At 67.6% G+C, this 25,725-nt stretch carries 25 protein-coding genes and 2 pseudogenes; 10 read left to right on the top strand and 17 right to left on the bottom strand.

What is annotated here, in order from left to right; all coding sequences use genetic code 11:
* Positions 1-40: 40 nt before the first annotated feature.
* On the top strand, positions 41-853 hold the full coding sequence (locus WCE39_RS12510) for a sulfite exporter TauE/SafE family protein (RefSeq protein WP_343277016.1): 813 nt from the start codon (positions 41-43) through the stop codon (positions 851-853).
* 94 nt (positions 854-947) lie between these two features.
* Positions 948-3,815, top strand: coding sequence for a TonB-dependent receptor plug domain-containing protein (locus tag WCE39_RS12505; protein WP_343277015.1), 2,868 nt, complete (start codon positions 948-950; stop codon positions 3,813-3,815).
* A 41-nt stretch (positions 3,816-3,856) separates the two neighbouring features.
* Here the strand turns inward: WCE39_RS12505 and WCE39_RS12500 are convergent, their stop codons facing one another.
* On the bottom strand, positions 3,857-4,738 hold the full coding sequence (locus tag WCE39_RS12500) for a ferritin-like domain-containing protein (protein ID WP_343277014.1): 882 nt from the start codon (positions 4,736-4,738) through the stop codon (positions 3,857-3,859).
* Here WCE39_RS12500 and WCE39_RS12495 point away from each other — a divergent pair.
* From WCE39_RS12495 to WCE39_RS12465, 7 genes are all read left to right on the top strand, one after another.
* Complete coding sequence (locus WCE39_RS12495; protein WP_343277013.1) at positions 4,707-7,256, top strand: 4Fe-4S binding protein; 2,550 nt, start codon at positions 4,707-4,709, stop codon at positions 7,254-7,256. The two genes, WCE39_RS12500 and WCE39_RS12495, sit on opposite strands and share 32 nt — an antisense overlap.
* A 37-nt stretch (positions 7,257-7,293) precedes the next feature.
* Entirely contained in the window at positions 7,294-9,282 is a 1,989-nt protein-coding gene (gene nosZ, locus WCE39_RS12490; protein WP_343277012.1) for a TAT-dependent nitrous-oxide reductase, read from the top strand.
* Between the two features lie 137 nt (positions 9,283-9,419).
* A complete protein-coding gene (locus tag WCE39_RS12485; protein ID WP_343277011.1) occupies positions 9,420-10,619 on the top strand; it encodes a nitrous oxide reductase family maturation protein NosD in 1,200 nt (399 codons plus the stop codon).
* Positions 10,616-11,542: an ABC transporter ATP-binding protein gene (locus tag WCE39_RS12480; RefSeq protein ID WP_343277010.1), complete on the top strand. Its 927-nt coding sequence runs from the start codon at positions 10,616-10,618 to the stop codon at positions 11,540-11,542. The genes WCE39_RS12485 and WCE39_RS12480 overlap by 4 nt, the downstream gene beginning before the upstream one ends.
* Positions 11,539-12,363: an ABC transporter permease subunit gene (locus WCE39_RS12475; RefSeq protein ID WP_343277009.1), complete on the top strand. Its 825-nt coding sequence runs from the start codon at positions 11,539-11,541 to the stop codon at positions 12,361-12,363. The genes WCE39_RS12480 and WCE39_RS12475 overlap by 4 nt, the downstream gene beginning before the upstream one ends.
* Positions 12,360-12,908, top strand: coding sequence for a nitrous oxide reductase accessory protein NosL (locus WCE39_RS12470; protein WP_343277008.1), 549 nt, complete (start codon positions 12,360-12,362; stop codon positions 12,906-12,908). The genes WCE39_RS12475 and WCE39_RS12470 overlap by 4 nt, the downstream gene beginning before the upstream one ends.
* Positions 12,909-12,918: 10 nt before the next feature.
* The gene (locus tag WCE39_RS12465; protein ID WP_343277007.1) at positions 12,919-13,950 is read left to right on the top strand and encodes an FAD:protein FMN transferase; all 1,032 of its coding nucleotides are present in this window, start codon (positions 12,919-12,921) and stop codon (positions 13,948-13,950) included.
* A 60-nt stretch (positions 13,951-14,010) separates the two neighbouring features.
* Here WCE39_RS12465 and azu read toward each other — a convergent pair whose 3' ends face one another.
* The 8 genes from azu to WCE39_RS12425 all read right to left on the bottom strand — a co-directional run bounded on the left by azu (position 14,011) and on the right by WCE39_RS12425 (position 19,914).
* Positions 14,011-14,613 (bottom strand): azurin, encoded by a 603-nt coding sequence (gene azu, locus WCE39_RS12460; RefSeq protein ID WP_343277006.1) that lies wholly within the window; start codon positions 14,611-14,613, stop codon positions 14,011-14,013.
* Between the two features lie 114 nt (positions 14,614-14,727).
* Positions 14,728-16,983: a choline BCCT transporter BetT gene (gene betT / locus WCE39_RS12455; protein ID WP_343277005.1), complete on the bottom strand. Its 2,256-nt coding sequence runs from the start codon at positions 16,981-16,983 to the stop codon at positions 14,728-14,730.
* A gap of 108 nt (positions 16,984-17,091) precedes the next feature.
* The gene (locus WCE39_RS12450; protein WP_343277004.1) at positions 17,092-17,592 is read right to left on the bottom strand and encodes a TspO/MBR family protein; all 501 of its coding nucleotides are present in this window, start codon (positions 17,590-17,592) and stop codon (positions 17,092-17,094) included.
* A gap of 75 nt (positions 17,593-17,667) precedes the next feature.
* Positions 17,668-18,093, bottom strand: coding sequence for a DUF1801 domain-containing protein (locus WCE39_RS12445; protein ID WP_343277003.1), 426 nt, complete (start codon positions 18,091-18,093; stop codon positions 17,668-17,670).
* A gap of 11 nt (positions 18,094-18,104) precedes the next feature.
* On the bottom strand, positions 18,105-18,530 hold the full coding sequence (locus WCE39_RS12440) for a YcxB family protein (protein WP_343277002.1): 426 nt from the start codon (positions 18,528-18,530) through the stop codon (positions 18,105-18,107).
* Between the two features lie 18 nt (positions 18,531-18,548).
* On the bottom strand, positions 18,549-18,932 hold the full coding sequence (locus WCE39_RS12435) for an MAPEG family protein (protein ID WP_343277001.1): 384 nt from the start codon (positions 18,930-18,932) through the stop codon (positions 18,549-18,551).
* Positions 18,929-19,291 (bottom strand): VOC family protein, encoded by a 363-nt coding sequence (locus WCE39_RS12430; protein ID WP_343277000.1) that lies wholly within the window; start codon positions 19,289-19,291, stop codon positions 18,929-18,931. The genes WCE39_RS12435 and WCE39_RS12430 overlap by 4 nt, the downstream gene beginning before the upstream one ends.
* A 14-nt stretch (positions 19,292-19,305) precedes the next feature.
* A complete protein-coding gene (locus tag WCE39_RS12425; RefSeq protein ID WP_343276999.1) occupies positions 19,306-19,914 on the bottom strand; it encodes a cold shock and DUF1294 domain-containing protein in 609 nt (202 codons plus the stop codon).
* A gap of 164 nt (positions 19,915-20,078) precedes the next feature.
* Here WCE39_RS12425 and WCE39_RS12420 point away from each other — a divergent pair, with 164 nt between their 5' ends.
* Positions 20,079-20,642 (top strand): lipocalin family protein, encoded by a 564-nt coding sequence (locus WCE39_RS12420; protein WP_343276998.1) that lies wholly within the window; start codon positions 20,079-20,081, stop codon positions 20,640-20,642.
* Between the two features lie 9 nt (positions 20,643-20,651).
* On the opposite strand, the gene WCE39_RS12415 is transcribed toward WCE39_RS12420, so the two are convergent.
* The 8 genes and pseudogenes from WCE39_RS12415 to WCE39_RS12385 form a co-directional block, all read right to left on the bottom strand.
* On the bottom strand, positions 20,652-21,095 hold the full coding sequence (locus WCE39_RS12415) for a hypothetical protein (protein ID WP_343276997.1): 444 nt from the start codon (positions 21,093-21,095) through the stop codon (positions 20,652-20,654).
* Positions 21,096-21,124: 29 nt separating this feature from the next.
* The gene (locus tag WCE39_RS12410) at positions 21,125-21,535 is read right to left on the bottom strand and encodes a low affinity iron permease family protein (protein WP_343277082.1); all 411 of its coding nucleotides are present in this window, start codon (positions 21,533-21,535) and stop codon (positions 21,125-21,127) included.
* 289 nt (positions 21,536-21,824) lie between these two features.
* Positions 21,825-22,244, bottom strand: coding sequence for a hypothetical protein (locus tag WCE39_RS12405; protein WP_343276996.1), 420 nt, complete (start codon positions 22,242-22,244; stop codon positions 21,825-21,827).
* Positions 22,245-22,343: 99 nt separating this feature from the next.
* Positions 22,344-22,787 (bottom strand): hypothetical protein, encoded by a 444-nt coding sequence (locus WCE39_RS12400; RefSeq protein ID WP_343276995.1) that lies wholly within the window; start codon positions 22,785-22,787, stop codon positions 22,344-22,346.
* Positions 22,788-23,379: 592 nt separating this feature from the next.
* Positions 23,380-24,111 (bottom strand): annotated as a pseudogene (locus tag WCE39_RS12395) (IS3 family transposase); the annotation flags it as partial.
* A 71-nt stretch (positions 24,112-24,182) separates the two neighbouring features.
* Positions 24,183-24,407 (bottom strand): annotated as a pseudogene (locus WCE39_RS14325) (transposase); the annotation flags it as partial.
* Positions 24,408-24,480: 73 nt separating this feature from the next.
* Positions 24,481-24,885 (bottom strand): GFA family protein, encoded by a 405-nt coding sequence (locus WCE39_RS12390; protein ID WP_343276994.1) that lies wholly within the window; start codon positions 24,883-24,885, stop codon positions 24,481-24,483.
* A gap of 85 nt (positions 24,886-24,970) precedes the next feature.
* Positions 24,971-25,573 (bottom strand): hypothetical protein, encoded by a 603-nt coding sequence (locus tag WCE39_RS12385; RefSeq protein WP_343276993.1) that lies wholly within the window; start codon positions 25,571-25,573, stop codon positions 24,971-24,973.
* Positions 25,574-25,725 lie beyond the last annotated feature (152 nt).

Raw genomic sequence — 25,725 nt, 5'->3', positions numbered from 1 at the left:
TATATCCAATGGTGCGGGCGCCCATGCTGAAGGAGTCGATGTGATCGAAGGGTTCTGGATGTTCCCGCTGCTCGGCATCCTGGTCGGCGTGTTGGCCGGCCTGCTGGGCATCGGCGGCGGCCTGGTGCTGGTTGCGGCGCTGGCCTGGCTGCTGCCGCTGCAGGGCGTGCCGGTGGACACGGCGATGCACGCCGCGCTTGCGAGTTCCATGGCCAGCATCGTGTTCACCGCGCTGTCCTCGGCGTGGTCGCACCACCGGCGCGGCAGCGTGCTCTGGCCCACGGTGGCCTGGATGGTGCCGGGGCTGGCGCTTGGCGGCGTGCTTGGCAGCCAGGTTGCCGTGGGCCTTGACGGCATGGTGCTGCGCTGGATCGTGGCCGGCTACTGCCTGCTTGCCGGCGCGCAGATGGCCTTCAGCGGCGCCCGCGCGGACAGCGGCCGCGACATCGTGCCCACCGGCCTGTCGATGACCGCGGCCGGCACCGGCATCGGCGCGCTGTCGGCGGTGGTCGGCATAGGCGGCGGCAGCATGACCGTGCCGCTGCTGGTCTGGCGCGGCGTTCGTCCGGTGCGCGCGGTCGGCACGTCGTCGGCCTGCGGCGTCGCCATCGCGATCGGAAGCGCGCTGGGCTACGCGCTCAACGCCCCGCCGGGCGGACTGCCCGAAGGCGCGGTCGGCTATGTCTACCTGCCGGCCGCGATCGGCGTCGCCCTGACCTCGGTGCTGGCCGCGCCCTGGGGTACGCGCCTGGCGCATGCCATCAGCGGCCCGACGCTGCGCCGGGTGTTCGCGCTGTTCCTGGTGGCGGTCGGCCTGAGCCTGGTGCTGCAGGGCAGGGCACCCCTGGGGTAAACCCGGGGCTTGCTGCTGTTTTACATTTTGTTTACAACTGGGCTGCCGACGGCCTGGGGGCAACGGGACGGCACACCGCCATCAGGAGAGCTCCATGGCCATGCCCCCGCGTCGCCTGCTCGCAGTCGCTGTCTGCGCTGCACTGCCCTTTGCCTCGCCCTTCGCCGCTGTCGCGCAGGATGTGTCCGAGGCCACCACCCTTGATTCGGTCACGGTCACCGGCTCGCGCATCAAGCAGTCCGCGCTGGAAACCCACGTCCCGGTGCAGGTGCTCAGCCGCGAGGACATCGACCGCAGTGGCTTCAAGTCGGTCGCCGATGTCGTCCAGAACCTGACCGCCAGCGGCGCGGCGCTCAACACCAAATTCAACTCCAGCGGCAACTTCGGCTTCCCGCCCGATGGCGGCGGCGTGGGCGCGGGCGCGGCCACGGTCGACCTGCGCCACCTCGGCCCCAAGCGCGTGCTGGTGCTGGTGGATGGCATCCGCTGGGTCAACGAGTCCTCGGGCTCGGGCGTCGGCTCCGCGGTCGACCTCAACACCATCCCGCTGGCCCTGGTCGACCGCATCGAAGTGCTGGAGGACGGCGCCTCGTCGATCTACGGCTCCGACGCCATCGCCGGCGTGGTCAACATCATCACCCGCCGCAACGTGCGGGGCGGCGACATCGAACTGCATTACGGCACCTATGACGATCTTGGCGGCGACACCTGGGGCGCCGACATGGGCTACGGTGGCGGCAACGACCGCGTGCAGTGGTACGCGGGCGCGTCGTACTTCAAGCAGGACGAGGTGTCATCCCTGGAGTACGGCCCGGCCAGCGTCCCGGTGCCCGGCACCGGCCTGTCCAACGGCAGCTCGGCCACGCCGCAGGGACGCTTCGTGTTCATGGATCCGAACACCGGACTCGTGCATGACCTCACGCCCGACACCGGCGTCAGCGATCCCGGCTTCACGCCCGGCCAGGACTGCGACCGCAGCGACGACTATCACTGCTTCGCCACCGCCGACCGCTTCAATTTCGCGCCCTACAACCTGCTGCTGACGCCGTCGGAGCGCAAAACCGTGTTCGGCCAGGTACGCTTCGCCTTCAACGAAAACCTCGGCGGCTACGTGCGCGCCCTGTACAACGAGCGCCAGTCGGCCAACCAGGCCGCGCCCGAGCCGTTCTTCCTCGGCACCGATGCCGGCATCTACAACCACTGGGGCGAAAGCAGCCTGGTGATCTCGGCGCTCAATCCCTACAACCCCTTCGGCTTCGACCTCACCACCGTGGGCGACGACGCCAACCTGTTCCTGCTTGGCCGTCGCCCGGTGGAGGGCGGGCCGCGGCGCTACGAGCAGGACGTCGAGACCTGGTACGTGGCCGCGGGCCTGGACGGCAGCTTCAGCGTGCGCGAGCGCCCCTGGGATTGGGACGTCAACCTGGTCCGCAGCGAGAGCAAGGCCGAGCAGACCAACTTCGGCAGCTACAACCTGCGCCGCATCAACGAGGCCCTGGGCGATCCCGCGGCCTGCGCCGCGATCCCGGGCTGCGTGCCGCTGAACGTGTTCGGCGGCGCCGGCACGATCACGCCGGACATGCTCGACTTCATCCAGCCGGTGGTGCGCGATGAAAGCGAGAACAGCCTGACCCTGGCCTCGGCGAACGTCACCGGCGCGCTGGCCGAGCTGCCGGCGGGGCCGCTGGGCTTCGCCGCCGGCTACGAATACCGCAAGTACGAAGGGCGCTACCAGCCCGACCCGATCACCGTGGCCGGCGAATACAACGGCGTGCCGTCCGGCCCGACCGCAGGCGACTACAACGTCAACGAGGTCTACCTTGAACTGGCCGTGCCGCTGATGGCCAATGCCGAACGCGGCAGCGCGCTCGACATGAGCATCGCCGGCCGCTACTCCGACTACTCCACCTTCGGCGGCGAAAGCACCGGCAAGCTGGGGCTGCGCTGGCAGCTGGCGGAAGAGTTCGTGCTGCGCGGCTCGTTCGCGCAGGGCTTCCGCGCACCGTCGATCGGCGAGCTGTACGGCACGCTGTCGCGCTTCGACGCCACCCTGGTCGATCCCTGCTCCGGCGCGGCCAACGCCGTGCGTCCGGAGTGCGTGGCCCAGGGCGTGCCGGCCGATTACGTGCAGACCAACTCGCAGATCTCGGTGGTGACCTCGGGCAACGCCGACCTGCAGCCGGAGACCAGCCGCAGCCTGAACCTGGGCGCTGTCTGGAGCCCCTCGTTCGCGGCCGGCGCCTCCTGGTCGGAGCGCATGGACCTGGGCCTCACTTTCTACAGGCACACCATCGAGGACGCCATCCAGGCGCCGGACGCGCAGGTCATCCTCAACCGCTGCGTGTTCGAAAACGATCCGTTCTCCTGCGCGTCCTACGACCGCAGCGAGCGCGGCCAGATCGTCCGCTTCGACGACATCCTCGACAACCTCGGCACCATCCGCACCGACGGCTGGGACCTGAGCCTGGGCTGGCTGCTGCCCGAGCAGGGCTGGGGCCAGCTGCGCTTCGACGCCAAGGCGACGTTTGTCGGCAAGTACGAGCTGGTGAACGAATCCGGTCAGGCCGAGCCGCGCGCGCCCGGCGTCGAAGTCAACAACAGCGCCATCCCCGAGTGGACCTCCAGCCTGTCCACGCAGTGGAGCAGGGGGCCATGGGCGATCGCCTGGAACGTGCGCCACATCGACGACCTGCGTGAATCCTGCGGCGGCGCCAACGGCTTCGCCATCTGCGACGACAGCGCCAACGACATCAACCACCTGGACGCGACGACGTACCACGACCTGCAGGCGTCCTGGAACAGCGATGCCTGGATGCGCGGGATGCGCGTGACCCTGGGCGTCAACAACCTGACCGGCGAGGACCCGCCGATCTGCCTGAGCTGCTCGCTCAACGGCTATGACGCGGCGACCTATGACCTGCCGGGGCGCTTCTTCTACGCGCGCGTGGGGCTGAAGTTCTGAGGGCTACGGCGGCCGGGCGCATCTTCGCCCGGCCGGCGTCTTCAGTCGGCCCCCAGCGTGATCCGGGCGATGCGCTCGATGACGCCGGTCATCGCGGTCGCCGCCTCCTCGAACAGCTCCCCCTCGGCCGTGGCCATGACGCTCTCGAGCACATCGGCCAGCGCTTCCAGGGGCTTCTGCGCATCGACGAGCAGGTGGCGCGGATCCTCACCGGCTCCGCCTGCGCTGCCCACCCCCGGGGCTCCCGGATCCGGGATGGCAGCCGCCTCTTCGGGTCGGACAGATCCGGGGATGGAGCGCTCCAGCAGGCGCGCGCCTGCGCTGTCGCCGGCACGCGCCAGCCGCTGCGCCAGGGCAAGGTGGTTCTGCGCGATCTCCGCTTCCTGCCGGGCCAGGAACTCGCGCAGCATCGCGACCGACTCGATCCGCGGCCGCTCGGGCTGCGGACGCCCGGCCCGCGCGCTGCCGCGCTCCCGGTGGTAGGCCTGGCGCCGCCATCGGCGCAGCAGCGCCGCGTGCCGCAGCTCCTCGCCGCCAAGCTTCTCGGCCTCCGCCCTGATCTGCGCGTTCTCGGCGCGGGCGGCGAGGTAGGCATAGAAGGAAAATGCGCGTTCCTCGTTCTCGACCGCCACGGCGAATGCACGGTACGGCGTGAGCAATGCGCTCCCGGCGATGTCGTCCCAGGAGCTGGACAGGTCGGCGGGCAGGCGCCATTCGAATTCGCGGGGTGTTGATGCAGTTTCGCCCACCGAGGCGGCCCACCGGTCCACGGCGGCGACGTGGCTGCGCTCCTCCTCCAGCATCACCCGGAACGCCGCGGCGGTCGCAGCCTCGCCGCGCTGGTCCATCAGCCTGGCGAGCAGCGCGTAGCGCCGGACCGCTTCGTCTTCGATGGCGCGGGCGATCTCCACGAGCGTGGCCATGTCGACCACGTCGATGTCCGGGTCGTCGCGCAGGAGCGAGCGCCGCCCGGCGCCTCGCGCGCGCCCTGGAAGATGCGGGTCCCGCCTGTCGCGATCAGGCGCAGACGGGTCCTGGAAAACGATCCCGGGAGTGGTTCGACGCATGACAGACACCTCGCCTATACTCGTTCGCGGCAGCACCCCTGCAGGGTGCACCGCACCAATCATCCCACATGCATTCGCGAGGGTAGATTTGAGCGATCCGGCCAGTGTCTGGTGGCGTGTGGTTTTCGCGACCATCCTGCTCTGCGCGATGTCGTGGCTGCCGGCGGCTGCGCAGTCCGCGGCGACGTTCGACACCTTCGTCAACCAGGTGACGCCGACCGACCTCGTTCCCGGTGCTGATCGCTTCGGACCCACGCAGCAGACGCCGCCCGTCGCCCAGGTGTTCCGTGGCGACCAGCTGGTCGGTTACGCCTATCTCAACTCCCAGTACGTCAATTCGGCCGGCTATTCCAGCAAGCCGATCCACGTCCTGGTCGGACTGGACACCACGGGCACCATCGTCGGCATCGAGCTGGTCGAACACAGCGAACCGATCGTGCTGGTGGGCATCTCCGAAGAGCGTGTCGTCGACTACCTGTCGGCTTTCGTCGGCTACAACCCGCTGAAGGCCGCGGCGAGCGGAGAGGGACCGCCGCGGGTCGACCTGGTCAGCGGCGCCACCGTGACCGTGCTGGTGATGGGCGAAAGCGTCACCCGCTCGGCAGCGAGAGTGGCGAGGCTGCTTGGCCTGGATGGCAGCGGCAGGCCGGCCACGACTGGCGCGACCAGCGCAGCCCCCGTGACGGCGACGCGTGTCCTCGATCCGGAGGCCGGCAGCATCGCGGCCTGGCCGCAGCTGGTCGATGAGGGCGCGGTCGCCCATCTGGCGCTGACCGTGGGCGACGTCAACCGCAGCTTTGCCGAAGCGGGCGACCCGGAGGCCGTGCGGCGCCCGCACGCAGGCGCGCCTGGCGACCGGTTCATCGACCTGTACGCGGCCCTGGTGTCGCAGCCGGCGATCGGCCGCAGCCTGCTCGGCGAAAGCGAATACGCGAGCATGCTGCGGATGCTCTCACCCGGGCAGCAGGCGGTCCTGGTCGCGGGTGAAGGGCTTTATTCCTTCAAGGGCTCCGGCTACGTGCGCGGTGGCATCTTCGACCGCATCGAGCTGATCCAGGGTGCGGAGACGATCCGTTTCCGCGACAAGCTGCACCGGCGCGTGGGCACGATCGCCGCCGCGGATGCGCCGCCGTTGAAGGAAGTCGGCATCTTCGTGATTCCTGAAGGCGTCGATTTCGACCCGGCGCAGCCCTGGCGCCTGCAGCTTCTCGTCCAGCGGGCCACCGGCGCGCTGAGCAAGGCCTTCGTGTCCTTCGATCTGCCCTATTCGATCCCGTCACGCTATACCCGGGCCGTCCAGCCGGAGGGAGCGGCTGTCGCATCCGGGCATGCCGCGCCGGCCCCTGCGCCCGTCGCATCCGGGCTGGCCGCCGCTACGGACTCGCACGCATTTTTCGAAGACGACGAGGATCCGCTGTGGAAGCGGTTGTGGCAAAGCAAGATCCTCTCCATCGCGATGCTCGGCGCGATGCTGGTCGCCTTGACCCTGATCTTTTTCTTCCAGGACGCGCTGGTCAAGCACGAGAAGCTCTTCGACCGGATCCGCCTGGTCTACCTTGCGCTCACCCTGGTCTGGCTGGGCTGGGTCGCCCAGGCCCAGCTGTCGGTGGTCAACGTCCTGACATTCACCAGTTCCCTGCGCTCGGGCTTCACCTGGTCGTCGTTCCTGATCGATCCGCTGATCTTCATCCTGTGGTGTTCGGTGGCGGTGGCGCTGATCTTCTGGGGGCGCGGAGCGTTCTGCGGCTGGCTGTGCCCCTTCGGAGCGCTGCAGGAGCTGAGCAACCGCGCGGCGCGCGCGCTGAAGGTGCCGCAGCTGAAGATCCCGTGGGCCATCCACCAGCGCATGTGGCCGATCAAGTACATCATCTTCCTCGCGCTGTTCGGTGTTTCGCTGGGGTCGCTCGCCTTTGCCGAAAAGCTGGCCGAGATCGAGCCCTTCAAGACCGCGATCGTGTTGCGCTTCATGCGCGAATGGTGGTTCGTGCTGTTTGCGGTGGCCCTGCTCGTCGCCGGGCTCTTCGTCGAGCGCTTCTTCTGCCGGTACCTGTGCCCGCTGGGTGCGGCGCTCGCGATTCCGGGGCGGATGCGGATGTTCGACTGGCTGAAGCGCTACCGCGAATGCGGCAATCCGTGCATGCGCTGCTTCAAGGAGTGCCCGGTGGAGGCGATCCACCCCGAAGGCCACATCAATCCGAACGAATGCATCTCCTGCCTGCACTGCCAGGTGCTCTACCACAGCGACAAGAAATGCCCGGTCCAGATCCAGCGTCGGCTCAAGCGAGAGCGGCGCGCGGCGGCCGGGAAATCCATCCCGCTTGCGGTCATGTCCGCGGACGGCGGGCAGGCCGCAGCAGCCGACGCCAGCCCGTGAAGCTGGCCGCGCACCGATCAATGACCGGAGAACGAGTATGAGTGACGACAGGAAAAAATCGATGGCCCCGACGGCCGACACGTCGGCAAAGCCGGACTCCGGTAGACGGGCGGTGCTGACCGGCGGCGTCGCCCTGGCCGCCGGTGCGGCGGCCACGGGCCTGTTGGCCGGCTGCGGCGACAGGAGCGCGCCGGGCAACGGAGCATCCACGCCTGCAGGCGCGCCGGCTGCCGGCGGCACGGCTGCGGCGGGGGCCTCCGCGGCCAAGATCCACATCGCGCCGGGCGAGCTCGACGAGTACTACGGCTTCCTCTCCGGTGGCCAGAGCGGCGAAATCCGCATCATGGGCATGCCCTCGATGCGCGAGCTGATGCGCATCCCGGTCTTCAACCGCTGCAGCGCCACCGGCTGGGGCCTGACCAACGAAAGCCTGAAGATCCTCACCGAAGGCCTGACGCCGGGGACGAGGGAATTCCTGAAGACCCGCGGCGGCACTTATCTCAACGGCGACGCGCACCATCCGCACATGTCGTTCACCGACGGCGCCCACGACGGTCGCTACGTGTACATCAACGACAAGGCCAACACCCGCGTGGCGCGCATCCGCTGCGACGTCATGAAGTGCGACAGGATCATCGAGCTGCCCAACCAGCACACGGTCCACGGCCTGCGCCTGCAGAAGTTCCCGAAGACCGGTTACGTCTTCTGCAACGGCGAAGACAGCGTGCCCCTGCAGAACAACGGCACCAACGTGAACGACCTGGAGCAGTACCGCTACATCTTCACCGCGGTCGATGGCGAGACGATGCAGGTCGCCTGGCAGGTGATGGTCAGCGGCAACCTGGACAACGTCGATGCCGACTACGACGGCCTGTACGCCTTCTCGACCAGCTACAACTCCGAGGAAGGCATGACGCTGGCGGAAATGAGCGCCTCCGAACAGGACCATGTCGTCATCTTCGACATCAAGGCGATCGAGGCCGCGGTCGCGAACGGCGAGGCCGAGATGATCAACGGCGTGCCGGTCGTGGACGGCCGCAAGGCGGCGAACTCGGCGTTCACCCGCTACGTGCCCGTGTCCAACAGCCCGCACGGCATGAACATGGCGCCCGACGGCATCCACGCCGTCGCCAACGGCAAGCTGTCGCCGACCGCCACCGTGTTCGACGTGCGCAAGTTCCCCGACCTGTTCGCCGGCAAGATCCAGCCGCGTGACACCGTCGTCGCCGAGCCGGAACTCGGACTGGGGCCGCTGCATACGGCATTCGATGGCCGGGGCAATGCCTACACCACCCTCTTCATCGACAGCCAGATCGTCAAGTGGGATATCGCCAAGGCCGTGCAGCTGTACAACGGCGAAGACGTCGACCCGATCATCCAGAAGCTCGACGTGCAGTACCAGCCCGGCCACAACCACACCTCGATGGGCGAGAGCAAGGAGGCCGACGGCAAGTGGCTGATGTCGCTGAACAAGTTCTCAAAGGACCGGTTCCTCAACGTCGGCCCGCTGAAGCCCGAGAACGACCAGCTGATCGACATCTCCGGTGACGAGATGGTCCTGGTGCACGACGGCCCGTCCTTCGCCGAGCCGCACGACATCGAGATCATCCATCGCTCGAAGGTCAATCCGGTCAACGTCTGGGACCGCAACGACCCGATGTGGGAAGACGCGCGCCGGCAGGCCGAGGCGGACGGCGTCACCCTCGAGGCCGCGGCGCAGGTGATCCGCGACGGCAACAAGGTGCGCGTCTACATGACCTCGGTGGCCCCGGCATTCAGCCTGACCGACTTCACCGTCAAGCGTGGCGATGAAGTCACCGTTTACGTGACCAACAACGACACCGTGGAAGACCTGACCCACGGCTTCACGATCGTCAACTACGGCGTGGCCATGGAAGTCGGCCCGCAGGCAACGGCGTCGGTCACCTTCACCGCCGACCGCGCCGGCGTCTACTGGTACTACTGCCAGTGGTTCTGCCATGCGATGCACATGGAAATGAAGGGGCGGATGCTGGTCGAGGCGTAAGCGTGCCGCGTAGTGCCCATCCGGCGCCTCGACGCAGCCGGTGGCGCCCGTTCGGCCGGGGCGGGCATTCCGTCCCGGCGTTCCGGCGGGCGCTTGTCTGTGGCCTGGCGACGGTCTGCCTCGTGGCGTCGATCGGGGTGCCTGCCGCCGAACACCGGGTGGCGCCGGGCACCATGCTGCAGCCGGTCATCGAAGCCGCGGCGCCGGGCGACACCATCCGCCTGGCGCCCGGGCGGCACGCAGGCCCGGTCGTCGTCGACAGGACGCTCTCGCTCGTTGGCGAGCCTGGCGCGGTGCTCACCGGTCCCGGCAGCGGAAGCGTGGTCACGGTCACGGCGCCGGATGTCCACATCAAGGGACTGGAGATCAGCGGGTCCGGCTTCGACCTGGCGGCGATGGATTCGGCGATCCTGGTGCGCGAGTCCGCGCCGCGGGCCGACGTGCGGGAGAACCACCTGGTCGACAACCTGTTCGGCGTCTACCTGCACGGAGCCGGCGACTCGGTCGTCCAGGACAACGTCATCACCGGACGCAAGGACATGCGCCTGGCCGAGGCCGGCAACGGCGTCTCGATCTGGAATGCTCCCGGCGCGGCGGTGATCGGCAACACCATCAGCCATGGTCGCGATGGCATCTACGTCAGGGTCAGCAACCGGAACACGTTCGAACGCAACACCTTCTCCGACCTGCGCTTCGCGATCCATTACATGTACACCCACGACAGCCGGATCATCGGCAACACGTCCCGCGGCAACCACGTCGGCTGGGCGATCATGTTTTCCAAGGGGCTGGAGATCCGCGACAACGTGTCCCTCGGCGACCGCGACCACGGCCTGATGCTCAACGCCACCAATGATTCGCAGGTGGTCGGCAACACCGTCCGCGACGGCGGGGAGAAGTGCGTGTTCATCTACAACGCCAACCAGAACCGGTTCGATGGGAACTGGTTCGAGGGCTGCCCGATCGGCGTCCATTTCACCGCCGGGTCCGAGGGCAACGCGCTCGTCGGCAACGCATTCGTGGCCAACCGGATGCAGATCAAATACGTGGGCACGCGCTACCTGGACTGGGCGTCCGAAGGGCGCGGCAACTACTGGAGCGACAACCCGGCCTATGACCTCGATGGCGACGGCATCGGCGACCGGCCGTACCGGCCCAACGACGTGATGGACGAGATTTTATGGACCCTGCCGCAGGCCAAGGTGCTGGTCAGCAGCCCGGCGGTGCAGATGGTGCGCTGGGCGCAGGCGCGCTTCCCCGCGCTGTCCACGGGCGGCGTGGTGGACAGTGCGCCGCTCATGCGTCCGCCGCGGATGCCGCGGGACGATCTGCCATGAGCGCCATCGCACAGTGGAGCGACGTGACCCGGCGATACGGGGACGTGGTCGCGGTCCGGGACGTCACCCTGGCCCTGCACGCCGGTGAAGCCACCGCGCTGGTGGGCCACAACGGCGCCGGCAAGACCACCCTGATCAAGCTGCTGCTCGGGCTCGTGCGCCCTGACGCCGGTACGGTGCGCGTGTCCGGCGTCGACCCGGCCGGTGCGCGCGGTGCGGAGGCGCGCCGCACGCTTGGCTTCCTGCCCGAGAACGTGGCATTCCACGGCGCGATGACGGGCACTGAACTGATGGCGTTCTATGCGAGGCTGAAGCGCCATTCGCCACGCAGGAACCATGAACTGTTGGCCATGGTCGGGATCGCCGACGCTGCCAACCGGCGGGTCTCCACGTACTCCAAGGGCATGCGCCAGCGGTTGGGCATCGCCCAGGCCCTGATCGGCGAGCCGCGGCTGCTGCTGTTCGACGAGCCGACCAGTGGCCTGGATCCGGCATCGCGCGTCGATGTCTTCAACACCATCGACATGCTGCGCGGCAGCGGCGCCACGGTGCTGGTCTGTACCCACGCGCTGGCCGAGGTCGAGAACCGGGTGGACCGGGTGGCGGTCATGCATCGCGGCCAGCTGCTGGCGGCCGGCACCCTCGACCAGCTGCGCGAGGGCGCTGTTCCGGATGTGCGCCTGCGCCTGCGCATGCGCGAGGGCGGCCGCGACCCGGCGCAGCTGCTTGCAGGGCTTCCGGCAGGAAGCCGGTGCACGCTACATACCGATGACACGCTGGTGCTCACCGTGCCGGCTTCGAAAAAAATGGCCGCGTTGCGGATCCTCGCGGCCACCGACGGCGTCGAGGACATCCACACCGCGACGCCCGGCCTCGAGGACCTCTACCGGCACCTGGTCGGGCGGGAGGCGGGCGCGGCATGAACGTGTTGAAGCTTGCGATGCAGGAGATCCGCGCCGGCCTGCGCAACCGCTGGGTGGTCGCGACCACGCTGCTGCTGGCGGCGCTGTCGCTGTCGCTGGTGCTGCTGGGCAGCGCACCCACCGGTGCGGTCAAGGCCGACCCGCTTGCGGTGGTGGTCGTCAGCCTGGCCAGCCTCACGATTTTCCTGGTGCCGCTGATCGCGCTGTTGCTGTCGTTCGACGCGATCGTCGGCGAGCAGGAGCGCGGCACCCTGATGCTGCTGCTGTCCTACCCGGTGGCGCGCTGGCAGGTGGTGGTGGGCAAGGCCCTGGGCCAGGTCTGCATCCTGGGCATCGCCACGCTGCTCGGCTACGGCGTCGCGGCGGGCGCGCTGGCGATGGGCAATGAAACCGGTGGCCTGGCGTGGAACGCCTTCGCGATGATGGTGCTCACGTCGATCATGCTGGGTGCGTCCTTCGTGTCGATGGGCGTGCTGGCCAGCACCCTGGTGCGCGAGCGTGCGACCGCGGCCGGCCTGGCCGTGGGCGCATGGCTGTTCTTCGTGCTCCTCTACGATACGGCCCTGCTGGGCATCCTGGTCGCGGACCAGGGGCAGCGCGTGACCCAGGGCGTACTGGACGTGTTGCTGCTGCTCAATCCCGCGGACGTCTACCGGATCTTCAACATGACAGCCAACGACGGCGTGGCGATCTACAGTGGCCTGGCCGGTCCCGGCAACGCGGCGCCGCTTCAACCGGGCGTACTGTTCGCGGTGCTGGCGGCCTGGGTGGTGGCTCCCCTGGCGCTCGCGATATTCGCATTCAGGAGAAGGCCGATATGAAGACTGGACGGATGGCATGGGCCGCGATCGGCCTGGCGATGCTGCTGGCCACCGCGTGCGACAGGGCGGCTCCCGCAGCGCCGGCGCCGGTCGCCGCCGAGGTGCCCGACGACGCCACCGGCTACTACTGCGGGATGCTGCTCTCCACTCACGAAGGCCCCAAGGGACAGATCCACCTCGAGAGCCGGGACGCCCCGATCTGGTTCTCGTCGGTACGCGACACCATCGCCTTCCTGCGCCTGCCCGAGGAAGCCAGCGACGTGGCCGCGGTCTACGTCAACGACATGGGCCAGGCCCGGAACTGGAGCCAGCCCGAAGCCGGGACCTGGGTGGATGCGCGCAACGCGTGGTTCGTGGTGGAGAGTTCCATGGTCGGCGGCATGGGCGCGCCAGAGGCGGTGCCCTTCGCCACCGAGCCGGGCGCGGAGGAATTCCGCGCCACCCACGGCGGCCGGCTTGTCCGCCTGGACGATATTCCCGACGACTACGTGCTCGGTCCGGTGGATCTGTCATCCTCGATGCCGGACGCACACCAGGACCATTGAGGATCCGGTCATGCTGAAACGCCGCCGTTTTCTTTCGATCGCCGCCACCGCTGCCGTGCTGGGATCGGCGCCAGGCAGGTTTGCACTCGCCGCGTCGTCGGCATCGCCGGCGCCCACCGTCTGGAAGGGCGTGGCGATGGGTGCGCTGGCATCGATGACGCTGGTGCACCCGGACCGTGCGCATGCCCAGGCGATGATCGCGCGCTGCATGTCGGAGGTCGAACGGCTGGAATCGATCTTCAGCCTGTATCGGACGGATTCGGACCTCTCCAGGCTCAACGCCGCCGGCCGCCTGGATGATCCGCCGGCCGAACTGGTCGAGCTGCTCGCGTTCGCGCTGTCCCTGGCGCAGGCCAGCGGCGGTGCCTTCGATCCGAGCGTGCAGCCGCTGCTGCGGCTGTATTTCGACCATTTCGCGAAGCCGGACGCCTCGCCGCAGGGTCCCTCGGCCGAGGCCATCGCCCGCGTCCGGCAGCGGGTGGGCTTTGCCGACGTCGAAGTGGACATGGACCGGATACGCCTCGGCCGCCCCGGCGCCGCGATCACGCTCAACGGCGCAGCTCAGGGCTTCATCACCGACCGCGTGGCGGAGCTGCTGCAAGCCGAAGGCTTCCACGATGTGCTGATCGACCTGGGCGAAGGTCGCGCGCTTGGCCGGCGTCCCGACGGTGGACCCTGGCGCGCCGCCGTCACCGATCCTGCCGAGCCGGGACGCACCCTGTTTGAACTCCCCCTGGGCAGCGCTCGCGGGCAGCATCCCGCGCTGGCGAGCTCCGGCGGCTATGGCACGCGCTTCGGGCCGGACCCGGGCCTGCATCACCTGATCGATCCCCGGACCGGCCGCAGTGCCAACCATCATGCGGCGGTCTCGGTGGCGGCCCCGCGGGCCACGCTCGCCGACGGCCTCTCCACGACGCTTTCGGTCCTCGCGCCCGCACAGCGCTTGCCGCTGCTTGCGCACTACCCGTCCGTGCGCACCTGGTTCGTGGATTCCGCGGGCCGCGTCACCGGCCCCGCCGGTGAGCCGACGGACCAGGCCTGACGGCCAGGCATGAAAAAGGCGGGAGACATGCTCCCGCCTTTTCGACGTGCCCGCCGATGGTTACTCGACGGAAACGGTGCCGTTCATGAGCGCCGAATGGCCGGGGAAGCTGCAGAAGAACTTGTAGGATTCGCCCGCCTGCAGCTCGCTGACCGAGAAGCTGACCGAGGTCGTCTCGCCGCCACCGATCATTTCGGTATGCGCAATGATGCGCTCGTCGTCGGGCTTCAGGAAGTCCGCGTCGAGGCCGGCGGCCATGCCGTCGGCCACCACGCCGGCCATGTCGCCAGCGGTGGTGATCACCACGTTGTGACCCATGGCCGCAACCGGCATCTTGCCCACGTGGTTCATCGTGATCTTGAAGTCGCTGCAGGAGGACGGGATGGCGATCGACTTCGTGTTGAACTGCATCGCGTCGTTGCTCTCGATCACGATCTCGCAGCCGGTGACGGCCGGGTCGGTGCCGGCGGTCGCGGGCGCCTGGGCGGTGTCGGCCGGAGTGGCGGCTTCGGCCGGAGCGGCCGGCGGGGTCTGCGCCGGGGTGGTGTCAGCAGGAGCCGGCGGCGGCGTGGCCGTCGAAGCCGGCGTCGGCGCGGAATTGTCGCCACAGGCGGACAGGGCCAGTGCGCACGCGGCGGTCAGGACGGTCAGTTTGATATTCATGCGAAAACTCCAGTAAGGGGGCATCTGCCGGGAACGACGCTGCGCCACTTCGGGGGCGCATGCCATCGCGCATGATACGCCCGCCGCCGTTACGGCCTGTCAAGCCGCTCGTTGTCAGCGTGGGGCATCCCCCAGGTCATGCACGTCCCCGGCATCGCGCGGCACCGTGGCGTGCTCTTCGCTGGGCAGGATCGCCGGCGTCAGCACCGATGCCGTGTCGCGTTCGCTGGAGACGGTCAGGAAGGCCAGATGGGCCTCGTAGCGGTCCAGCACGTCGTCGATCACCTGGCGGCGGTCCAGGCCCATCAGGTCGTATCCGCCCGAGCCGGTCTGCGTGAACACCTCCAGCCGGTAGTAGACGTCGGTCTCGCGCGACATGCGCCCGCTGAACATCGGCACCGGCGCCTCCACCACCGCGATCTGGTAGTGGAAGTCGCGGAAGCCCTGCATCGACACCCGCAAGAGCGGCTCGTCCACGCCCAGCGCGTCTGGCATCGTGCTCTGCTTGACGTCGTAACCCTGGTTGCGGAACTCGGCCCCGACCTCGTCCAGCGCCGGCCGCGCCGTGCGGTCCATGAACTGGGTGACCTGTTTCAGCGATGGATACGCGCGCAGATGCTCCAGGCGCTGTTTCCACGAGCGCTCCGGCATCGCGCCGCCCATCGGCGCGATCGTCGGCCGGCGCAGCACCTGACCCTCGCGCTCGGCCCGCTCCATGCGCAGCACCTTGTGGAACGAGGCCATCACCAGGTACGCGATCACTGTCACCGGCAGCGCGAAGATCAGCGTCGCGTACTCCATCGTGGTCACGCCGCCGGCCAGCAGCATCGCCACCGTCAGCACCGCGGTCAGCACGGCCCAGTACACGCGCAGCCACTTGGGTCCGTCATGCGAGGGTTCCGGGATCGAGGCCGAGAAGTTCGACATCACCATCGCGCCGGAGTTGGCGCTGGTGAGATAGAACAGGAGGCCCGACAGGGTCGCGAGCCCGATCAGGAACATCGCGCCGGGGAACATGCCGAGCAGCGCGTACCAGCCCTGTTCCGGGCTCTGCACCGCCAGCTCGGCAAAAGTTGTATTGCCCTGAAGTACCTCGAACAGCGCCGAGTTTCCGAACAGGGACACGATGATGAAATCGCACAGCACCGGCGCGGTGATCGCCGCGATCACGAACTCGCGCAGCGTGCGCCCGCGCGAAATGCGCGCCAGGAACACGCCCACGAATGGCCCCCAGGCCATCCAGAACGCCCAGAAGAACAGCGTCCAGCCGCCCATCCAGTCGGCGCCGCCGGGTTCGTAGGCGAAGGTCTGCAGGGTGCGCGCCGGCAGGGTCAACAGGAAGCGGCCGATGTTCTCCACCAGCGCGTTCAACAGGAACGCCGTCTGCCCGGTGACCAGGATGTAGACCATCATTGCCACCGCGCTCCAGAGGTTGAGCTCGGAAATCCAGCGGATGCCGCGGTCCACGCCCGAGGTGGTGGCGGCGATGGTCAGCAGCACGGCGCCGCCCACCAGCGCGATCTGCAGCGCCAGCCCCTGCTCCAGCCCGAAGATCAGCGAGAAGCCCACGCTCAGCAGCACCACGCCGATGCCCATCGAAGTGGCCACGCCGAACACCGTGCCGACCAGAGCCAGCATGCTGATGCCATCGCCCAGCGGCCCGCGCACGCGGCGGCCGAACAGCGGGTACAGCGCCGCGCGGATCGACAGCGGCATGCCCCAGCGGTAGGCGAAATAGCCCATCGCCATGCCCAGCAGCGAATACATCGCCCAGCCGGCCACGCCGTAATGGAACATCGTCCACACCACCGCGTCCTGCAGCGCCGCCGCCGAGCCCGGGTCGCCCGCCGGCGGCGAGAGGTACTGCACCACGGGACCGGTGACCGAATAGAACAGCATGTCTATGCCGACGCCGGCGGCGAACAGCATCGCGACCCAGGTCCCCAGCCCGTACTCGGGCCGCGAATGGTCGGGGCCCAGGCGCACGCTGCCTTCCTTCGACAGCGCCACCCAGAGCACGAACACGATGACCACCGTGACCGTCAGCACGTAGTACCAGCCCAGGTTCCAGGCGATCCAATCGACCATCGCCTTCATGGTGACGCGCGCCTGGTCTGGCAGCAGGATCGCCCAGATCGAGAAGGCCACGATTACCGCCGAGGCCGTCCACAGCACGCCCCAGTTGATCCGCGCCGTGCGGTGCTCCATCAGCTCCTGCGGCCCCTTGCTGAGGTCGCTGCGCGAGACCGGCGCGTCGTCGTCGTGCCGGTCAGGGCGCCGACCGCTGCCGCCGAAACGGGTGCGCTCCAGCGTTGGTAGCCGCTGCGCAGGTTGCTCCGGTGCCGGTTCGCCTGGGGTTTCCGTGGACATGCGCGCCTTCCTGAAGTGGGCCACGCCACGTGGTGACGGACCGCCGGACCTTTTTAACCCGATGACACGTGACTGGGCGTGCGCCCCGACCGCGGTGACGCTCCGCGGTCAGAGCACGCCCGGATTGAGCTGCCACAGCCGCAGGTTGAGCATGGCCGCGAAGCTGATCCAGGCGAGGTAGGGCAGCAGCAGGAGCGCGGCCACCCGGCTGTGCTTCCAGAAGGCCAGCATCGTCGCCACCACCAGCACCCACATCAGCGCGATGTCGGCCAGCGCGGCGGCGCCCATCTGCCAGGCGAAGAACAGCCAGCTCCACAGCGCATTGACCACCAGCTGCACCAGGTACAGCGTCAGCGCCGTGCGTGCGTGGTCGAAGCCGCCGACGCGCCAGACCAGCCAGGCCGCCACGGCCATCATGATGTAGAGCACCGTCCACACCGGACCGAACACCTCCGGTGGCGGCGCCCAGGCGGGTTGCTCCAGCAGTCCGTAGAAATCCTGCGAGCGCCGCGAGGCCATGCTCATGCTGCCGGCATAGGCAGCGACGCCGGTGACCGCCAGCCAGGCCAACAGGCCGACGAACTGCTGTTTCCCCGTGATCCTGTGCATGGTGGCGCCCCTGGCTGGTGAAGTCGCCACGCTAAGGGCGCGGTGCGTGAACAGGGCGGCAAGGTGGCCGCGCGCTCAGCCGTAGCGCTGTCGCACCCGTGCAATGGAGTCGCGGACCAGCGCTTCCAGCACGGCCATGTCCACCTCGGCCAGCTGGCGGACGTAAAGGCAGGACTTGCCCATCCTGTGCTTGCCCAGCCGTGCCAGCAGCGACTGCTGCGCCCCGTCTTCGCCCTCGCAGTCCAGGTAGACCACCAGGTCGCGCCCGCGGACGGCGAAGCCCGCCAGCTGCGCTTCGCCACTGCGCCCGCTTGGATAGGTGTAGCGATAGCGGCCGAAGCCGACGATGCTCGGGCCCCACAGCGTGGCCGGCTCGCCGGTGATGCGGGTCATGAGGGCGATCAGCGCCTCGGCGTCGGCGCGCTGCGCAGCGGAGGTGGCCTTGGCGTCCAGGTACTGCACGACGCTGGCGCCGGTGGGTGCGGTCTTGTTGGCGGCCATGATGGCTCCGGTCACGGTGGGGCAGGAGTCGGGCAAGCCACGCCGGCTGCCGTGGCCAGCCGCAGGATGCCGTTGCGCTGGCCGGCGCCGAGCACCCGGAACGGGATCGGCAGCGCGCCTTCCTCCAGTTCGATGAGAAAGCCCGCGGTGTAGGTGTGCAGCGCCTTGACCCGCGACCAGGGCAGCGTCCCCGGCCCGCGCCGGGTGTGCCGGCGGATGCCTTCGCCATCGAGTTCGAACCGGCAGCGGCCCACTCGCGCGGCCTTCCACGCGAAGCCGACCGTGCCAGCCGTTCGCAGCAGCAGGTGGGCAAGCAGGCGCCGGATGCCGCGAAGGTCGCGCAGCGAGGCCTCGCTATCGAAGCCATGCTCGGTGACGAAGCGAAGGTACTCACCCAGCCGGTAGCGGACCGAGAAGGTGATGGGGCCGGTGTCCATGATGCGGCTCGTTCCGGCTCAGCCTGCGCCGCGCAACGCGCCGGCAATCCCGGCGATCAGCAGCGCCAGGATCGGGAACATCGACAGCGCGAAGCCCAGCCCGCGACTGGCCGGTGCCGAGACGTAGCTGCGCCAGTAAAGGATCCGGCCCACGAGGTACACGGCGCCGACGCCCGCGACATAGCCCGGCGGCCAGTATTTCGCCGCGATGAACAGCACCGGCAGGAAGGCCACCATCAGCTCCAGCGTGTTCATCTGCACGCGGTAGGCGCGCTCGAAGCCTTCGTGGCCGGTGACCGCCGGCGCCTTGACGCCGTAACGGCCGCGCGCGCGGCCGACCAGCACCGCGAAGAACACCAGTTGCGCGACCGCCAGCAGCGCGACGAGATCGACCGGGTTCATGGCGCGTCGGCCTCCGTCCACACCGCCAGCTCGTTGCCGCCCGGCTCGACGAAGTGGAAGCGCCGCCCGCCCGGGAAGGCGAAGACCGGCTTCACGATCTCGCCGCCCGCGGCCTCGACCTTGGCCAGCGTCGCCTCGAGCGCATCGCTGTACAGGACGACCAGCGCGCTGCCGTGGTCCGTGCGGCCGGCAGCCTCCGCGCGGAAGAACCCGCCGTCCAGGCCCGCATCGGCAAGCGCCGCATAGTCCGGGCCGTAGTCGATGAAGCCCCAGCCAAAGGCCTGGGCGAAGAAGCGCTTGCTGGCGTCGAGGTCCAGGGACGGGAACTCGACATAGTTGATCTTTTCGTGCCGCGACATGGGACCTCTCCGTTTCAGTGGGCAAACGCGGCCAGCAGGTCTTGGGCGAATCCGGAACGGAGCATCCAGGCCACGGCCGCCACGTTGAGCGCCACCGTGGCCAAGAACACCAACTGGAACGGCTGTTTGACCGTCTTGTGCCGGAACAGCTGCTGCGCGATCAGCGCACCGGGCCAGCCGCACAGCAGGCCGACCAGGTGCAGGTTGGCTTCCGGCGTGCGCTGGCGCTCGCGCTGGGCGGCGACCTTGTCGCTCCGGTACATGAGGAAGGCCAGCAGGCTCGCCGCCGCGTACGCGCCCACCAGCACCAGTGGCAACCAACCCAGGATGCCCGCAACCGCGACCAGCAGCAGGGCCAGCGTGCCCAGCGCCGCGCGCGGAACGTCCGAGGGCTGCCGCGGGGCCGCGACCTTCTGGCCGGCATGGCGGACCTGGGTCGCGTTGGTCCGGCCACGCGCGTCCACCACCGGCAGCCAGGACACCAGGTCGCCTTCCACCGGTCGGCGCGACCCGCGCTGGAAGGCATGGATGTGGACGAAGGCGCGCGTGCCCCCGCCGCTGGGCGTGGCGAAGCCGAAGCCCTTGTCGTCGTTCCAGTCGGCGATGCGGCCCGCCAGTCTCATCGTGGTCCCCGTGTGCTGCTGCCCGCGCCCCCCGGCGGCGTCTGCCGATGGTAGGCCCGTAGCGACGCCACGCACAACGCGCGGCGCGCCCGTCCGGCGGCCGACTTCATCCGCCCGACACGGCCGCCGTGCGATCCAGAGCACCCGATTCACCCGGATCCGCCATGTCCCATCGCACCAGCCTGCTGGCCATCCTCGCGCTGATCGCCGCACCCGGCGTCGCCCTGACCCAGCCCGAAGACAGGCCCGATCCCCGGGGCCAGGCCGTCGAAGCCGTGACCGTGGTCGACCTCGAGCGCTATGCCGGCACCTGGTACGAGCAGGCCCACCTGCCGCTGGTCTTCCAGCGCAACTGCGTGGCCAACACCACCGCCAGCTATAGCCTGCGAGACGACGGGCGCGTCGACGTCGTCAACCAGTGCGACAACGACAAGGGCGAGCGCATCGAGGCGCGCGCGATCGCACGGAAAGTCGATGGCAGCACCTCGAAGCTCGAGGTGCGCTTCGCACCGGCCTTCCTCTCGTTCCTGCCCGCCGTGTGGGGCGACTACTGGATCATCGACCTCGACCCGGACTACCGCTGGGCCATCGTCGGCTCGCCGGACCGGAAGTACCTCTGGTTCCTGACGCGTGACAAGGCCATCGACCCGGAGCAGCTCGACGCCCTGGTCGCCAAGGCCCACGCGATGGGCTACGACACTGCGCGCCTGGTCCGCACCGAACAGTAATCGGCCGGACTAGAGCACCTGGATCTGCGCGGCCCGCGTCACCCGAACGTGGGTCTGGTAGTAGTACTTGTCCGTCGGCTTGCCGTCATGGCTGAAGTCGATGCGGACGCGCCGCGCGGTGCCGACGACCTGAACCTGCTTGCCACGCAGCGCGACCTCGGGCGGCGCGCCGTAGCGCGCCTCGAGTTCGGCAGCCGCGCGGGGCATGACCGCGATCGACAGGTTGCGCGGATCCCGAAAGTCGCGTTCCGAGTTGAGGTGCACCTTGTCGGTGCGGCCGGTGGCCTGGACCGTCAGCGCGAACACGCCGGTGACGCCCGTGTACGGCGCCGCGGCGGCACGCAGCACGGCCTGGCCCGGATCGATCCACGGCGCGTCGCCGGTCGGCAGTGGCGATGCACATCCGCCCAGCATCAGGAGGGCGGCGAACAGGGTCGGCTTGCAGCGGCTCATGCGGATCCTTGCGGGAGTCGGTGGGTGGGTCAGGGTTCGGGGGTGCCGGTGTCCTCGTTGCCGAGATCCAGGTCCTCGCGCGCCGAAGCGGCCAGCGCACGGTACCTGGCCCGGAAGGCGTCGAGGCTCTGCTCCTCGATGTCCTCCAGGTCCAGCAGCGCATTGTGCGCGCCGCGGGTGGCGCGGATCAGCTCGTCGAGCTTGATCTGGATGGCCTCCGTGTCACGGTTCTGCGTGTTCTGGATCAGGAACACCATCAGGAAGGTGATGATGGTCGTGCCCGTGTTGATCACCAGCTGCCACGTGTCGCTGAAGCCGAAGATCGGGCCGCTCGACAGCCAGACGACGATGAGCAGCACGGCCAGCGCGAAGGTGCGCGGGCGTCCGCAGAAGCGGGACGCGGCCTTGGCGAACCGGGCGTACAGCGATCCCTTGTCCATCGTGATGGTCCTCAGGGGTGCCAGAGGCAGGACTTCCCGTCCTTGATAGTACTTCCTGGTCGCGACGCCAAGCAGGTCGTGGTCCTCGACGGTGTCCCCGTACGCGTAGACCTCGGTGAACGTCGCCAGGTCGTAGCGACCACGCACCCGCCGGACCTTTTCCCGGCGGACGCACTGTGGCCCCGCATAGCGTACCGGCGCAGGAAGTCCGGCATGGTCTCGTGCGTCGTGATCGTGCCATCGAAGTCGAGGAGCGCGATGCCCGTGCCGCGGGTGGGCGCTGGCGGGGCTAGACGAGCCAACCGCGTGCGATTCCCTTGCGGCTGAGCAGGACGAGTCCGATGCCGACGGCGAGCACCACCGCTTGCATGGCGACTGCGACAGGACCCGCAAGGCTCGCGCCGTCCGCCAGCACGAAGAGGCCGACGTCCTGCATCAGGATACCGAGCAGGGAGAGGACGAAGGCCGGGAACGCCCAACTCCTGCGCAGCAGCAGGCCGATGGAGCCGAGCGCACCGCCGAACACCGCGATGGCCGTTGCGGCCACTGCCCAGCCCGGACGGGCTGCGTACAGGGCCTGTTGGGCCTCCGGCAGCCTGGCGATGTCTTCCGGTGAAAGGCGCAGGTCCGAGAAGAAGGCGAGGCAGCCCAGCAGGTTCCAGAGCAGTGCCAGCACCGCGACGATCTTGAACCAGGTGGGCGTTTTCATTCGACTCTCCGGACTCGCTTGTGACGGCCAAGGGCAACTGGATTACTGCTTGAACGAATATCACGTTGCCGCCGGGCCTCGCCACGACCGCCGGAAGCCCTACGGCATGACGGCCGGCGGGGAAGCCGTGGTCCTCGCAAGTACGTATGAGCGCGTGTAACCGGGCATCGGCGATGCTTCCATGTAGCCCTCCGCCCGCGCATCACCTGGTTTGCCCTCGACCTGGTGCACGCCACAATCAGGCATGCATGCCCAGACCGTGCCGGAACGGTGGACGATCAACAGCGACGTCGGATCGAGATCGGCGAGAAGCAGGCCGGTTGGAGTGGACTGTCGATCTCCAGGCTGCAACACCGCCTGGCTCGCGTGGACATTGCCCATCAGCGCGATGATCGTGGCATCCGGTTTGGCCAGACGGAAGTCGCGGATCCCCTTCGCCAGTGCGGCATCGCGACTCGAAGCTGACGGGACCTCGAACGCGAAGACAGTGATCGGTGCGTCGTCCCGTATGAGCACCCTGACGGAGTCGAGCAGGTCCACCATCGCGACACTGGCACGACCGTCTTTCCCCGTCTGCCAGAACGGCCCCGACAGGAGCCTGGTTCGAGATTCCTCTGACCCGTCTGACTTCAGGAACGCATCAATCGAGTCCTGTTCGCTCGCAGGAATCTCGAGACCGATCGAAGTCGGCCCCCTCGACGCGGACGAGCAGGCGAGTCTGCCTACCAACTCCGGTGACTCGCGCGTTCCGTGGACTTCTCCAACGAGAAGCAGCCGGCTGTCCGGTCCTTCGATTGGAGCGTCACAGGTGAACCCTCCTACGGAGGGACGTACTGGGTCGCACGCAGTGAGGAGAACGAGTAAACCGCACACAACTCTCACGGGCTCAAGACCTCAGTCAGGCGACGAGCCACCGAGCGGCGTCGCATTGCGTGAATCGTCGGCACTCGAATGCGTCGATGTCCACCGCCGGAAGCGCCACTTGGTTCAAGTTCACCGTAGCCCTCCCCAGCGGCCTAACGCCAGAATTAAGCGGAGACGCGTGTGGAGCGAAGCACATGGCAAGCTTTATCTGCCATGTGGTTTGCGTAACGAAGCGGCTGGGACTTCCTTCGATAAAGTGGACACCCGTTGGTTAGGTGCATGTGCGCTCATAGTCCGCAGGTGCGGTGCAACCCAGAGCCGAGTGTAGGCGCTGGTGGTTGTAGAAGTCGACGTAACTACGGATAGCCCTGTGCAGGTCCTTGTCGCTGGCGAAGGTCTGCCGGTGATACAGATCGGACTTCATGGACTTGTTCCAGGACTCCATGTGCGCGTTGTCGTTCATGCGCTTGGGGCGGTTGACCGACTGGGCGAGGCCGGCGCGCTGCAGCCGGCGCTTGAAGTCGCCAGCGATGAACTCGATCCCGCGATCGCTATGGAACAAGGTGCCCTCGGCAGGCTTGCGTGTGCGCAGTGCCGCAGCAAGCGCACGGCGCGTCAGCGTCGTCGTTCGATCCTTGCCCAGTGCCCAGCCGAGCAGGCGCCGCGAGTGGCGATCCATGACAGTCGCCAGATAGCGCCATTCGCCTCGCACCTTGAGATAGGTAACGTCGGCTACCCAGACCTTGTCGATGGCGCTGACGTCCACCGCATGCGCGCGACTTTCAACGCTGCCGAGGAAACGGGCAAGCCCTGGTCGTCGGCGGTACTGGCGCGACGAACAGGCGCGGACGCCTGTTTCCCGCATCAGCCGCTCGACGCGGCGCCGGCCGACTCGTTCGCCCGACTGCTGAAGGACTGCATGCACGCGTGGGCTGCCATAGGTCTCACGGCTCTGCGCATGCACGGTGCGGATCCGGTCGACCAACGCCGCGTCGTCGTGATCGCGCTGGCTGGGCGACCGCTACTGAAGGCGGGGGGACGTCGCAACCTTTCGTACTTCCGCTTCACTTCCCGCAGCGCCTTGAGTTCTGCGGCTACTGTCTTGTCCAGCTCCGTACCCTTGGTCACGATCACTCCCTCGCGGGCCAACTTGCGCCAACGAGACAACATGAAAGGGTGGATGTAAAGCGACTCGGCAACATCGGCGACGGAGACGCCGGGAAGCTCACTCAGGCGTACTGCGGTAGCCTTGAAGTGGTCTGTGTAGCGATAGGTTGTTCGGGGGCCTGGCGTAGGCATAAAGACACTCCTGATCGTTAGGTCAGGGTGTCCACTGAAGCGAAGGAACTACCGCTTCGGCTTGAGCGCATTGTTAGGCCTTAACCCGGTCCGCTGGATGGTTGATCCCGTCATTAACTGGGACCTCAGGAATGGCAAAAGGGTTGATGCCCTCCAGGCAGCCGACGTTGAAGCCGTACTGGTCAGGATTGGATCTACGCTGGTGGTGCGTGTAGATGCCGCAATTGCCACAGAAATAGTGCTTGGCAGTATGGGTGTTGAACTCGTAGAGCTTGAGATGCTCCGACCCTTTCACAATTCGAATGCCACTCAAGGAAACCGAAGCCATCACGGCGCCCTTTCGGCGGCAGATGGAACAGTCGCAGCGTCTCGGATTTACGATGCCCTGTGGCAGGTGAAGCTCAAGCTCCACAGAGCCGCAGTGACAGGTAGCACGATGCTTGGCTAGGACGGGCACGCCGTCGATCTCTTTCAGCACCCGTAGACTCTCCCTTGAGGCCTAACGCCAGAATTAAGCCGTGCCGTGAAGCGGAACCGGCTTGAATGAACTGTTAGGCATCATGCTAGTCAAAAAACCGCGCTTTTACTGTGCCATAAGGACCGTATGGAACCGGGATTGTTTGGTAGCCAGTGTAAACATCTATCTCTCCACTCGTGCTAAGCGGATGGATGTAGATGACTGCGTACCGAGCAGTAGCCAGATCTTCAAGAAGCGGAATGATTGCGGAAACGCCCAGGCCGCTGAAGTACCCTTCGCCGGCCTTCAATCGTGGCTTCTGGAGATCGCGAATGACTTCGTGGTTCTGATCCAGAAACACCACGGATGGATGAATTGCTGTGGCCTCGTAATAGGTCATTCCGCCTTTCGAGCCACCATGAATCTCCATTGCGCTGGCCCCTGCAGGAATCGCTATGCAACTTGCTGCGGCATTTGAATCATTCGGAAGTCCGTAAATAGTATTGCCTGGCGTGAACTCAAATTTAGTCCACGACTTAAACGAAGGAGCGGCCGTACATAGTGTGCTCGGATCGAACTCTTCACCCGAAGAGGTAGCTGCTCTGTAATTTTGCACGTTCTGTGCATGAGCCAAGTCTCTTTTGACTTGCAGCTCAGCGCACGACGTAACCAAGCAACAGATCATGACGCTCAAGAGTACGTTCTTCATGTTTCCCCCTTGCTCAGATGTCTCACCTGAGGCCTAACACCAGAGTTAAGCCGTGCCGCGAAGCGGCATCGGCTTGAACGACTCGTTAGGCCGCCGTTCCCTGGCACCTGCGCCCGACGTGCGGCAGCCCAACCCCTGAGGCGAACAGTACA

Origin of the sequence: Luteimonas yanweni (assembly GCF_039548475.1) — a bacterium.
Classification (GTDB): Bacteria; Pseudomonadota; Gammaproteobacteria; order Xanthomonadales; family Xanthomonadaceae; genus Luteimonas.
Note: the sequence above shows the minus strand (reverse complement) of the source record. Positions and strands in the feature narration are given on the sequence as shown.

Excerpts from the sequence above, each read along its gene's own strand:
- WCE39_RS12505 (WP_343277015.1), top strand. The coding sequence starts at position 948 with ATGGCCATGCCCCCGCGTCGCCTGCTCGCAGTCGCTGTCTGCGCTGCA.
- betT (WP_343277005.1), bottom strand. The coding sequence starts at position 16,983 with ATGTCCACGGAAACCCCAGGCGAACCGGCACCGGAGCAACCTGCGCAG.
- WCE39_RS12500 (WP_343277014.1), bottom strand. The coding sequence starts at position 4,738 with ATGGCCACGCTCGTGGAGATCGCCCGCGCCATCGAAGACGAAGCGGTC.
- WCE39_RS12435 (WP_343277001.1), bottom strand. The coding sequence starts at position 18,932 with ATGAACCCGGTCGATCTCGTCGCGCTGCTGGCGGTCGCGCAACTGGTG.
- WCE39_RS12400 (WP_343276995.1), bottom strand. The coding sequence starts at position 22,787 with ATGGTGGACCTGCTCGACTCCGTCAGGGTGCTCATACGGGACGACGCA.
- WCE39_RS12410 (WP_343277082.1), bottom strand. The coding sequence starts at position 21,535 with ATGGACAAGGGATCGCTGTACGCCCGGTTCGCCAAGGCCGCGTCCCGC.
- WCE39_RS12430 (WP_343277000.1), bottom strand. The coding sequence starts at position 19,291 with ATGTCGCGGCACGAAAAGATCAACTATGTCGAGTTCCCGTCCCTGGAC.
- nosZ (WP_343277012.1), top strand. The coding sequence starts at position 7,294 with ATGAGTGACGACAGGAAAAAATCGATGGCCCCGACGGCCGACACGTCG.
- WCE39_RS12385 (WP_343276993.1), bottom strand. The coding sequence starts at position 25,573 with ATGAAGAACGTACTCTTGAGCGTCATGATCTGTTGCTTGGTTACGTCG.
- WCE39_RS12480 (WP_343277010.1), top strand. The coding sequence starts at position 10,616 with ATGAGCGCCATCGCACAGTGGAGCGACGTGACCCGGCGATACGGGGAC.
- WCE39_RS12450 (WP_343277004.1), bottom strand. The coding sequence starts at position 17,592 with ATGCACAGGATCACGGGGAAACAGCAGTTCGTCGGCCTGTTGGCCTGG.
- azu (WP_343277006.1), bottom strand. The coding sequence starts at position 14,613 with ATGAATATCAAACTGACCGTCCTGACCGCCGCGTGCGCACTGGCCCTG.
- WCE39_RS12405 (WP_343276996.1), bottom strand. The coding sequence starts at position 22,244 with ATGAAAACGCCCACCTGGTTCAAGATCGTCGCGGTGCTGGCACTGCTC.
- WCE39_RS12425 (WP_343276999.1), bottom strand. The coding sequence starts at position 19,914 with ATGAGACTGGCGGGCCGCATCGCCGACTGGAACGACGACAAGGGCTTC.
- WCE39_RS12420 (WP_343276998.1), top strand. The coding sequence starts at position 20,079 with ATGTCCCATCGCACCAGCCTGCTGGCCATCCTCGCGCTGATCGCCGCA.
- WCE39_RS12440 (WP_343277002.1), bottom strand. The coding sequence starts at position 18,530 with ATGGACACCGGCCCCATCACCTTCTCGGTCCGCTACCGGCTGGGTGAG.
- WCE39_RS12445 (WP_343277003.1), bottom strand. The coding sequence starts at position 18,093 with ATGGCCGCCAACAAGACCGCACCCACCGGCGCCAGCGTCGTGCAGTAC.
- WCE39_RS12495 (WP_343277013.1), top strand. The coding sequence starts at position 4,707 with ATGGCGCGGGCGATCTCCACGAGCGTGGCCATGTCGACCACGTCGATG.
- WCE39_RS12415 (WP_343276997.1), bottom strand. The coding sequence starts at position 21,095 with ATGAGCCGCTGCAAGCCGACCCTGTTCGCCGCCCTCCTGATGCTGGGC.
- WCE39_RS12470 (WP_343277008.1), top strand. The coding sequence starts at position 12,360 with ATGAAGACTGGACGGATGGCATGGGCCGCGATCGGCCTGGCGATGCTG.
- WCE39_RS12475 (WP_343277009.1), top strand. The coding sequence starts at position 11,539 with ATGAACGTGTTGAAGCTTGCGATGCAGGAGATCCGCGCCGGCCTGCGC.
- WCE39_RS12465 (WP_343277007.1), top strand. The coding sequence starts at position 12,919 with ATGCTGAAACGCCGCCGTTTTCTTTCGATCGCCGCCACCGCTGCCGTG.